The sequence below is a fragment of the Flavobacterium sp. MFBS3-15 genome (assembly GCF_026107645.2).
In the GTDB taxonomy this organism is placed as follows: Bacteria; Bacteroidota; Bacteroidia; order Flavobacteriales; family Flavobacteriaceae; genus Flavobacterium.
Map to the genome: position 1 here is coordinate 55,016 of NZ_JAPCHV010000005.1, position 11,245 is coordinate 66,260.

The window sequence follows — 11,245 nt, forward strand, 5'->3', positions numbered from 1 at the left end:
TTTTTATATCTGGCCGCTCCAATTTTCCCTTTAGCGTCCAGAAACTCAATTTTGGGCAAATGAAAAAGGGCGCCATGCAGGACGCCCATTTTCGGAACTAACTTCAAAAACTATTTTAGTTGGAATATACTCTCACATAATCTATCAGGTACTCCTGTGGGAAGATGCTGTCGTCTACATCGGGCCCGCCAAAGTTACCGCCTATCGCCATGTTCAGCAGTATAAAGAATGGCTGGTCAAACGGCCAGTTCTCCTGTGTTTTATTCTCCTGGGTGTAGCTGAAAAGTACTTTTTCGTCTACCAGGAAATCTATTTTTTCGGCAGTCCAGTCCACGGCATAGGTATGCCATCCTTCCTCAATGTCCGGGTAAGCAGTGCGGTGGCCTAAAGCATTCCCGCCGTGTCGGTCTTTAAAGTGCAGGGTATTGTACACCATTCCGGGATCTTTGCCCACATATTCAATGATGTCAATTTCACCGGCCAGAGGCCAGCTTACCTTGTTTATATTCGTGCCCAGCATCCAGAATGCCGGCCAAATTCCCTGTCCTGTCGGTATCTTGGCACGGGCTTCTATGTAGCCGTATTTGAATTCTTTCTTCCCTGAAGTAGTTATGCGGGTTGAAGTGTATTTGTCACCTTCTTTCTTGGCTGTAATGACCAGGTGGCCATTTTCCAGCCTGTGGTTCTCTTTGGTATATACCTGGCGCTCATTATTGCCCCATCCGCATACATTGGGGCATCCATCGCCGGTTTCAAAGTTCCATACCTTCTCATCAAGCTTTTTGCCGTTGAAGTTCTCTTCCCATACCAGCTTGCCTTTTTTTACCTGTGCTGTAACTGTCATGGCCATAAGCACTGCTAGTGCTATTGCTGTTTTTCTCATGGCTTTGCGTCTTTGTTATAGCTGAATCCTGCTTCGAGCGATGTGTATGAGCTTCCGCCCACGAATACCATGAAATCGCCTGGCTCTGCCTCCCATTTTTCATTAGCAGTATAGAACTCTATTGTCTTTTCATCAATGGTAAATGTAATGGTCTTTTTCTGGCCTGCTTTTATCTCTGTAAGCTCAAAACCCTTAAGTTCCTTAACCGGCCTTGTTACCGACCCGATAAGATCCCTGATATATAGCTGCACCACTTCCTTCCCGTCAACTGCACTGTTGTTGGCTACATCAACCGATACTGTAATCTTTCCTTTACCGGTAAACGACGGGCTGCTCAGCTTCAGGTTGCTATATTCAAATTTAGAGTAGCTCAATCCGTGCCCAAAAGGGTAGAGTGGGGTAGACTGCTCATCTATGTAGTGCGACCAAAATACACTTTCTGTAGGTTGCCCGTTGCCAGGCCTGCCTGTAGTTTTATGGTTGTAGTACAGTGGCACCTGGCCCACGCTCCTCGGGAAACTCATAGGCAGCTTGCCGCTTGGGTTATAGTCGCCATAAAGCACCTGTGCAATGGCATGCCCGCTTTGCGTACCCAAATGCCATCCTTCCACAATGGCAGGAATGTGCTCAGCAGCCCACGGAAGTGCCAGAGGCCTTCCGTTAGTCAGTACCAGTACGATGTTCGGGTTGGCCTTGTATACCTCTTCAAGCAGTTCCTGCTGAACGCCGGGCAGCCCAAGCTCGGTACGGCTGCGGCCCTCGCCTGTCTGTAATCCGTGCTCTCCGAGTACCATAATTACTACATCAGCCCCCCTGGCAGCATTTAGAGCCTCGCCAAAGCCACTTTTGTCCGTCATGTTGATCTTGGTCTCCACAACAAATTTCGGGCTGCCCAGTGCAACGTCTGCGCCTTTTGCATATACTATCCGGTTACCTTTGTATTGCTCCAGGCCTTCCAGTACTGATACAGCAGTGTTGTCATCTGCGCCGATCCTCCAGCTCCCCAACGGGCTGGTCTTATCATTGGCCAATGCGCCTATCACGGCTATCTTTTGTCCCTGCTTTTTAAGCGGAAGCAGCTTTTTATCATCATTCTTTAGCAATACTATCGACTTCTTCGCCATGTCCAGTACACCATCCTGGAATTCTTTCTTACCGATGGTCTGCTCTTCACGGGCTTCGTCACAGTACTTATATGGGTTGTCAAAAAGGCCAAGCTCAAACTTAACCCTGAGTATGCGGCGCACCGCGTCGTCAATCCTGCTTTCGGATACCTTTCCTTCTTTTACCAGGCCTACAAGGTGCTTAACATAGCCATGCGATTCCATATCCATGTCGCTTCCGGCGTTTGCGGCAAGTTCGGCTGCATGCTTCATGTCTTTGGCATAGCCATGGGCAATCATTTCACCCATAGAACCCCAGTCTGAAACTACAAATCCTTTAAAATTCCATTCTTTTTTAAGTATTTCCCTTTGCAGGTATGCGTTGCCCGTTGCCGGAATCCCGTCAAGCTCGTTGAACGAATTCATGAAAGTAAGGGCGCCTGCATCGGCGGCTGCCTTAAAGGGTGGCAGCACTATATTATGAAGCGTGTTATGGCTTATATCTACCGTATTATAATCTTTGCCGGATTCGGCAAAAGAGTACCCTGCAAAGTGCTTAACGCACGCTGCAACGTTAAATTCGCCGAGGTCTCCCTGGAAGCCCTGTACCCTTGCCACTGCAATAACGCTGTTGAGGTATGGGTCTTCGCCCGCGCCTTCCATAACGCGGCCCCAGCGTGCATCCCTGGACACGTCCACCATGGGCGCGAAAGTCCAGTTCAGACCCGAAGCTGCTGCTTCGGCGGCAGCTATCCCTGCCGATTTTTTAATAGCCTCAATGTCCCAGCTCGCTGCTTCGGCAAGGGGTATTGGGCTGATGGTTTTGTATCCGTGGATAACGTCGTAACCAAAAATGACCGGTATTCCCAGCCTGGTTTGCTCCACGGCAATCTTCTGCAATGCTTTTACGTCCTTTACACCCTTTACATTCAGCATAGAGCCTACCAGTCCTCTTTTAAGATGTTCATACTTGTCGGCAGCATCACCGTTTTTCGGTGCCGGGCCGGTTACATCCCAAAAGCCGTTGTACTGGTTCATCTGGCCCACTTTTTCTTCAAGTGTCATTAGTCTTAGGACTGAGTCAACTTTACGATCAACAGGTAGTGATGATGAGGCAATATTCTGTTTTGTGGAACTGCATCCAAGCGCTATTGCAAGGAAAGCCGCCAGGGCATATTTTGGTAAATTATATTTCATTATAATTTTTTAGTGTCCAATGGGTTGGGAAGCCTTTATCCGGCTTCCCTCCGCATTGGTAATTAGAACAGATGTTTTTTCGAAATTATTGGTATACCTCTATGTAGTCAACCTCCATGGCAGATTGTGTAAACGTAGGTGAAATTGCACCTCCCATGTTACCTCCCATAGCTATGTTGAAAATGATAAAGAAGTCGTGGTTAAAGGGAACGGATGCCGAGTTCGGGAATGTCTTGAATTCGTTGCCGTCCACAAAGAACCTGATGAAGCTTGGGCTCCATGTAATCGAATAGATGTGGAAATCTGTAGAAACTCCAGGCACGTTTGTAGACGATGTATTAGCGTTGCCAGCAGAGTTGCCCGGATAGTGAAGCGTACCATGGATAACATCTTGTTGGTTGCCTACGTGCTCCATCATATCGATTTCACCACAAGCCGGCCATCCCTGTCCGGGCTGGTCATAGTTGGCACCAAGCATCCATAATGCAGGCCATGTGCCTCCGCCTGCAGGGAGCTTAGCCTTCATAACGACCCTTCCGTAAGTAAACTCAAACTTATCCTGCGTTTTCATACGTGAAGATGTATACTGAAAACCATTAAATGTTTCTTTCTTTGCCGTTATTTTCAGGGTACCGCCAGATACGTTCGCATTTTCAGCCCTGTAATACTGCGCTTCATTATTTCCCCATCCGTTGTTGTTGCCAATTTCCATGGTCCATTTAGAAGCGTCCGGGGCACCTGTGTAGTTAAACTGGTCTTCCCATATAAGGGTGTTGTATTCCGGCTCATCATCCGGATAAGGAGGCTGTGTCGTAAGTATCAGGTACCATGCAAGGTCGCTGTTGTTGCCCTGTACTGCCCTTAACTGCATGCGTGTTGCAGTGATATTAAGCACTTCATATGTGCTTGTGCCAATATAGTAACCAAGGAAACCGCCACCTGAAATTGTAAATTGTGTACCTGTGCTATTGGCCGGAGCCACTACAGATGAAGCTGCACCAAGGGTAACGGTCTTTGTTCCTGTAACATCATAAGGGAGACAAGTATCTTCGCCAAGTGGTGTACCACCCACGCTTGTGTAGCCGGCATTAAAGAAGGTCGCTCCGCCATTATCGTGCTCAAACCTGATTACACCATTGTCATTGGTAAAAGTAAACTTATTGTTATAAAAACAACTGCTTACGTCAGATCCTGCTTTTTCAAATGGAGCTGCAGCATACCATGCAGGCCAGTTATTGTTGCCATCGGGCGTGTTTGGCCCAACACCCAGGTGACCCTGTTCTGCTGCTGCAATGTACCATACTTTTGAACTTGTCCCTGTAAGGGCATCAAAAGTGTCAGGGTCTTCAAAATTCAGCAGTATGTTTTCCATGCTAAAAGTAGCTGTAGAAGCTACACCGCCCTTACCATATGCAATTATGGTTACCTCATAGGTGTTTACTCCCTGCCTGGTTACAGTATAGGGTTTTACACCTCCTGCCGCAACACCTACATCTTCACCGTCAATAAGGAACTTATAGCTTATGGCATTATCTGCCGTTGCCCTAAGTACTACTTTTCCGGTACCATCACCGTTAGGGAATTCTGCCGACTGTCCTACCACATCATACGTAAATGCAAGATTGGTAGGAGCGGTGAGGTCACCAAAGGTTTTGTCGTCATCCTGGCAACCTACTACGATCAGCAGGATCACAGCCAGCAATGCTCCTAAATTTTTTAATGTCTTTTTCATATTTTTTAATTTGATAATTGCACATCATCAAAGTAGTAGATTTCTCCTGTACCCGGCACACCGAAGTTGAAGAAAACTACCAGCATCTGATAATTGTTTGCGTTGTTTATTCCTGTAAAGTCAAAAGTCAGCTCTTCCCACTGGTTGGCTACTGTGGTTACCGTTTGTTTTTCGATGTCAACAGCCGTATTATGCGGGTTCATGTTTTCAAATTTCATAAGCACAGGTATCCCGGCAGCAGGTGACCATACTTTCATCTTCACCTTTTTCATTACTGAAAAATCGATTGGAGCCGACATTGGGATGGCCACACCTGCCCATGTTTGCGAATTATTAGTTTTAAGGAAGCTTGCTACTTTAGTACTGGTATTAATGCCTGCAGCGTTAGGATTATCAACCCTGTTGCCAAGCGCCCCGCCAAAGTTATTCCAGATATACTCTGCAGTTTCGCTTTGGAAAGTAAGTGGGAAGCCCACGGGATCCTGTCCGTTGAATTGTTCAATATCATCGAAATAATAAGTTCCGTTACCCGGGTTTGCGGCATTAAAGAAAAACACCAGCTTAGAATATTGTCCGTTGGCACCGGTAAAGTCAAATACCATTTCTTCCCACTGGTTTGCTACGGTGGTCATAACAGTCCTTTCGGCATTAACATTGGTATCTGTCAGGTTTTCAAGCTTCAGTAATACCGGTACGCCTGCTGCAGGCGACCATACTTTCATTTTAAAATGACGGCCATTTGCAAAATTAACAGGTTGGTCTAATGTAAGCAGGCCACCGGTCCACACAGCGCCCGCCGGAGTCATCGAACCTACTTTTGCACTTGTGTTGATGCCTACGGCATGAGGGTTGTCAATTGCGGCAGCAGTAGCTCCATTGAATGTAGTGAAAGTGTAGTTGAGTGTTGGGTTCTCAAAGTTGATAGGCAGCACCAATGGGTTTGATATTACAACATCCTGGGTGTATACTGTGGTAGCCGCGCCACCACTAAATGCAGTAACTGTAACAGTATACGTACCGATGGCATCATACACATAGTTGATGGTCTGGCCTTCGTTGAACTGTACCGGAGGCAGAGAACTGTCTTCGCCAAAAGTCACCTCAAAATAGGTTTCATAGTCAGCCGTAGCTGAAACATTTATCGACAGTGAATTGCCTACTACAGCAGCAATATTCACTACAAGATTTTCCGGCTGAACAAAAGTTACTGTCAAAGGCAGTATTGCTTCCGTGGTCTTACCGTTGATTCCTGTAGCCACAAGCCTTACATTATATTGCCCTTCGGCATATACATGGTTTACTTTTTCTGCAAGGCCAAGGGCGGCAGGCTCTGCCGTACCATCGCCAAAAAATACTTCGTAGCTTACCACGCCCTCTCCGTGCGGGGCAATAGTCACAAGGCCGCTATTATCCTGTGTAATGGTAAACAGTGCCGACAGGTTGGCTGGCGCATCAGCATTGTCGCCAAATGCCGCATCCGTATCTTCGTCAGAACAGCCTGCGAGAAGCGCAACGAAAAGGATGCTGAATATAAATTTCAATTTTTTCATATCTCTTTTTTTTAGTAGTTCGGATTTTGGTTCCAGTTACCGTTAGAGAATTGAATCTCTTCAATAGGTATAGGGAATAATTCGTGCTTACCGGCAACAAAGCCATCAATTGCAGCAGCTGCCTGCTTGGTCCTTACAAGGTCGAAGAAACGATGGCCCTCACCTACAAGTTCCCTTCTTCTTTCGTCCCATATAAACTGTGTAAGCGCAGAGCCTGAAGCAGTAATGTTATGAGAGCTGTTTCCAAATGCCCTTGTCCTTACCATATTCAGGTAGGTACGGGCCTTCACGTCGTCAATTTGTCCCCTGTTGTAGGCCTCGGCAGCCATGAGCAGCACATCTGCATAGCGTATGGCCCTGTAGTTGTTCGGGTTGGTAAGGTTGGCATCGCCAATGTTCTGGTCATTAACCGGGTCTTTCCGCGGAATGTATTTCCTGTTGTAAAAACCGGTATGCTCATAGCCCTCGGCATATAAAACGCCTAATTCGCCAAGGCTGTTAACCCAATTGGGGTTCGCGGCTACAAATGCTTCCATATTAAGTATAGCTACATCTCTTCTTAAGTCACCGTCTTCAAAAAAGTCATAGGTTTCCTGAGTCGGAACATTAAAGCTGTATCCCGATTCAAAGCTCGGGCCATCAAAGCCCCTTGGCCCATTAAAGCCAACCGCAACGTTACCTTCACTACATTGAAGACAGTCAAACCCTGCACCTTCTTTATCGGTATATTGTACTTCAAATACAGACTCAGCATTGTTCTCATTGGTGAGCTCGAACATTGTGCTGTAGTCGGGCAGTAGTGTATACGTATTGCTTTGGATTACCTGCTCCAAAACCTCGGCTGCCATTGCAAACTTTTCGGAGTGCCCCAAACCGGTGTCGGCCCAGTACAGGTAGGCTTTTCCAAGCAAAGCCCTCGCGGCGCCCTTTGTTACCCTTCCTTGTTGCGATGGCGACGGGTCGATATTCTCTATGGCATAAAGAAGGTCGGCTTCTATAGATGCGTATACTTCTTCAGGTGTAGAGCGTGGTATTGTCGTTTCGTCACCGAGTTTAAACCTTGCATCACCTTTCATCGGGATGCCGCCAAACCATTTTACCAATTCAAAATGGAAGTAGGCCCTAAGGAAGCGTGCTTCAGCTATTATATGCTCCTTTCCTTCGAAATCCGTTTTATCTTTAAATTCAAGTATGTAATTGGCCCTGTTCACGCCGGCAAACATCCAGTCCCATATCTTTTTAAGTTCAGGGTTCACTGGTGTATGGGTCATATCATCCACCTGCTGGAACGAAGGGGTATCTGTAGCGCTCTCGCCACCACAAAGCGTATTGTCAGATGCAATTTCGCCCAACAGGACATTTTGGTAAGTAGATTGCAGCATATCATATACCGCGATAATTGCCTGCTGGTAGTCAGCTTCCGAGTTAAAATAGTTTTCGGAGTCAATAGAGTAGGGGGGGGTTCTGTCCACAAAATCGTCTCCACAGGATAAATTAAGTGACAAAAGGCTAAACGCTGCCACCGCTATTATTATTTTCTTCTTCATTGTTGTGATAATTAAAAATTAATGTTTGCTCCAACCATATACGTTCTCGGTATAGGGTAAAAACCATAATCGATACCGCTCCCTATCGGCGCGCCGGATGAAGCTCCCGGGTCATATCCCATATATTTTGTAAAGGTATACAGGTTGTTCACTCCTACATACAGCCTTAGTTTGGATACGCCGCTCTTACCAATCAGCTTTTCGTCAAATGTATAGCCTAGCTGTACGTTCTGGATCCTCACATACGAAGCATCCTCAACAAAATAATCAGAAATAACATTGTTATTTGTAGCTCCTGTAGTCGCTCTCGGCACCGTGTTGCTTGTACCTTCGCCGGTCCAGCGGTCCAGCACATAGTTCAGCCTGTTGGCATTAGGCACCGTCCTTTCATAATTCCTTAGCATATCGTTACCTATCGATGCAAAGGTATAGGCTGTAAAGTCAAATCCTTTATATTGAAGGTTAATATTAAAGCCCATGGTTACCGATGGAATTGGGTCGCCGATCTCTGTCTTGTCGTTAGCATTAATAATACCATCGCCATTCATATCCACAAAACGAATATCGCCGGGCTGTGTTGTTTGTGAGCCCAGGCCACTTTGCGATGGCGCTGCATCAACTTCCGCCTGGTTTTGGAAAATACCATCAGTCCTGTAGCCGTAAAAGTAGCCCATTGGCCTGCCAACTTCCATCCTTGCCGCAGGTTCCCCAGTTCCAAAATTACCATCCTGAAGCCATCCGGTAGCATTGTCTACTTTTGTGACTTTATTTTTAAGAAACGTTACGTTATAGTTCACATCGATACTGAAGTCATCCGTAATGTTCTTTTTATAACCCACGGCAAGTTCAACCCCGTAGTTTTTAACGTCTCCTGCATTTAGTGTAGGCAATCCGGCACCCGGTGCGCCACCTCCCAATATACCTGATACAGGAATAGATGGTATTAGCAGGTCTTTACGCGTATCTACGAAATAATCGGCTACAAGGGTTACGTCGTTGTTAAAGAAATTAAGGTCAACCCCTACGTCAAATTTCTTGGCTTCCTCCCATTTCACTTTAGGGTTTGGGATAGGCCCTGTAGCAGTACCGGCTGTAAGTGCGTTATCGAATACATACATCGCTTCTCCGGACAGGAGAGAAACATAACGATTGTTGCCAATCTGGTCGTTACCAAGGGTACCGTAGCTTGCCCTTATTTTAGCAAAGCTAAGGATATTGTTCTGCTTGAAGAAAGGCTCGTCCGATACTACCCATCCTCCGGTAAATGAAGGGAAATAACCTACCCTGTTGTCAGGGCCGAACTTTGTCGATGCGTCGCGCCTGATCATGGCCGAAAGCAGGTAGCGCCCTTTAAAGTCGTATTGAAGCCTTCCGAAATACGAAAGCCTTCTTTCGTCATACGTATAGGAACTTACTGGCTTTTGTGTCGGCAGTCCGTTCGCCAGGTTGATATCGGCAAACTCCCATGAGTTGTTCGGCACATCATATCCTGTCGCATACAGTCCGTTGCCCCATTCCTTGTAGATGGTATTACCAACCGTGAATGTAAAGTTGTGGCTTTCAGCAATTGATTTTTGGTACGTTGCAAAAAGGTCAAATGTGTAGCTGTTATCGTTTACTGCGCCCTGCGTAACGCTGCTGCGGGTATTGTTGAATACTTTTGTACCTCCGTAGCTTATGATAGGGCTAAAGGTTTTCGACTCGCTGTTCACAGTGTTGAAACCTATCCTTCCGGTAATGGTAAGGCCTTTTATAAGTTCATAATCCAGCCCAAATGTACCGTTTAGCTTTTTGAAGTGGTACGTGTTGTACGTATTTTCAGTCTGCGCAAGCGGGTTGATGATCTCATCGCCAAAACCGATTACAGGCACAAGCGTATACTCCCCGTTTTCATCGCGCGGCTGTTGCAGCGGCGATACGTTAAGCGCGTTGAAAAGTACCGACCCAAGCGCGTTTTCGTTAAGGTTTCTCCTGTTGAAATAGGTATAGATTACGTTAGTGTTCAGTTTAAGCTTATCCGTAAGATCTGCGCCAAGGGAAAGCCTTGCGGTATTCCTCAGGAAAGCCGATTTCTCTCCGCCTACAAGGCCTTCCTGGTCGATATGTGAGCCGCTGACAGCATACGTTAGCTTTTCAGACCCTCCCTGAAGGTTAACATCATGGCTGATGATCGGCACATTTTTGCCAAAAACCTCATTCTGCCAGTTAGTGCCTTCGCCCAGCCCTCCTACATTAGGATAAGGAAGTGCGCTTCCGGCATTCGAGTAGCTTTCGTTAAGGTACGAGGCATATTGTGTGGCATTAAGTGTTGGCAGCGTCCTGGTCGTTTCCTGGAATCCTGTGTAAAAGTTATACGACAGGGTAGGCTTTTGGTTTTTACGGCCTTTTTTGGTTGTAACCAATATGATACCGTTGGCGCCAATAGTACCATAGATAGCCGCCTGTGCATCTTTTAGCACCGTGATGGTTTCAATATCCTGTGGGTTAAGGAGGCCAAGCTCGCCTTGGTAACCGTCAATTATCGCTATCGGGCCGGCTTCGCCATTCGTGCCGACACCCCTGATCCGGATGCTAAGGCCTGCGCCCGGTGCACCGGATTGTGTGGTTACATTTACCCCGGAAACTGTTCCCTGAAGCGCCTGTTCTACTTTAATGGGACGTATCCTCTCAAGGGTCTGGGCGGTAACAACGCTTACAGCGCCGGTCACTTCCTTTTTCTTTTGGGAACCGTACCCAATCACAACCACTTCATCAAGCGTTTCTGTGCTTTCTTTCAGGGTTATGGTAATGGTTTGATTGGCGATTGCCACTACTTCCTGCGGTTCAAAACCAATGTAGCTGAATACAAGGGTTGATCCCGTAGGTACCGATATCGAAAAGTTACCATCGATATCCGTGGTAGTGCCACCGGTGGAATTTTTTACAATAATGCTCACACCAGGAATGGGTAATCCGGTAGCAGCTTCATTTACCTGCCCGCTGATTTCGACATTTTGCGCAAAGCAAAAAGCCGAGGCCAGCATGAAGGCGATCAGAAATAATTTTGACTTCATATATAATATTTGGTTTTTGTGATTTTATAAAATTAGGTTAGTCAGGATTAAATAATCCAAAATTAACCGCTACAAAATATATACATTTCTAAAAAAAGTCATTTTAAATCCCTCCATACAGCATTACGCCTGTATTAACAGGAATTTAAGAGAAGTGTTATGAGTTGCCTAAACACAACG

At 46.4% G+C, this 11,245-nt stretch carries 6 protein-coding genes; all 6 read right to left on the bottom strand.

The annotated features are described in order from the left end of the window. Positions 1 to 115: 115 nt before the first annotated feature. The 6 genes from OGH69_RS06095 to OGH69_RS06120 all read right to left on the bottom strand — a co-directional run bounded on the left by OGH69_RS06095 (position 116) and on the right by OGH69_RS06120 (position 11,065). Entirely contained in the window at positions 116 to 883 is a 768-nt protein-coding gene (locus tag OGH69_RS06095; RefSeq protein WP_265173564.1) for a glycoside hydrolase family 16 protein, read from the bottom strand. Then, complete coding sequence (bglX, locus tag OGH69_RS06100) at positions 880 to 3,183, bottom strand: beta-glucosidase BglX (protein WP_265173565.1); 2,304 nt, start codon at positions 3,181 to 3,183, stop codon at positions 880 to 882. The genes OGH69_RS06095 and bglX overlap by 4 nt, the downstream gene beginning before the upstream one ends. Positions 3,184 to 3,268: 85 nt before the next feature. Then, entirely contained in the window at positions 3,269 to 4,915 is a 1,647-nt protein-coding gene (locus OGH69_RS06105; RefSeq protein WP_265173566.1) for a glycoside hydrolase family 16 protein, read from the bottom strand. A gap of 5 nt (positions 4,916 to 4,920) precedes the next feature. Next, a complete protein-coding gene (locus OGH69_RS06110; RefSeq protein WP_265173567.1) occupies positions 4,921 to 6,465 on the bottom strand; it encodes a PKD domain-containing protein in 1,545 nt (514 codons plus the stop codon). Between the two features lie 11 nt (positions 6,466 to 6,476). Then, entirely contained in the window at positions 6,477 to 8,012 is a 1,536-nt protein-coding gene (locus tag OGH69_RS06115; RefSeq protein ID WP_265173568.1) for a RagB/SusD family nutrient uptake outer membrane protein, read from the bottom strand. An 11-nt stretch (positions 8,013 to 8,023) separates the two neighbouring features. Next, positions 8,024 to 11,065, bottom strand: a complete 3,042-nt coding sequence (locus OGH69_RS06120; RefSeq protein WP_265173569.1) for a SusC/RagA family TonB-linked outer membrane protein — start codon at positions 11,063 to 11,065, stop codon at positions 8,024 to 8,026. Positions 11,066 to 11,245: the final 180 nt, after the last annotated feature.

Bases quoted from the DNA above. Each gene is read 5' to 3' on its own strand.
- OGH69_RS06115 (WP_265173568.1), bottom strand. From the start codon at position 8,012: ATGAAGAAGAAAATAATAATAGCGGTGGCAGCGTTTAGCCTTTTGTCA.
- OGH69_RS06110 (WP_265173567.1), bottom strand. From the start codon at position 6,465: ATGAAAAAATTGAAATTTATATTCAGCATCCTTTTCGTTGCGCTTCTC.
- OGH69_RS06120 (WP_265173569.1), bottom strand. From the start codon at position 11,065: ATGAAGTCAAAATTATTTCTGATCGCCTTCATGCTGGCCTCGGCTTTT.
- OGH69_RS06105 (WP_265173566.1), bottom strand. From the start codon at position 4,915: ATGAAAAAGACATTAAAAAATTTAGGAGCATTGCTGGCTGTGATCCTG.
- bglX (WP_265173565.1), bottom strand. From the start codon at position 3,183: ATGAAATATAATTTACCAAAATATGCCCTGGCGGCTTTCCTTGCAATA.
- OGH69_RS06095 (WP_265173564.1), bottom strand. From the start codon at position 883: ATGAGAAAAACAGCAATAGCACTAGCAGTGCTTATGGCCATGACAGTT.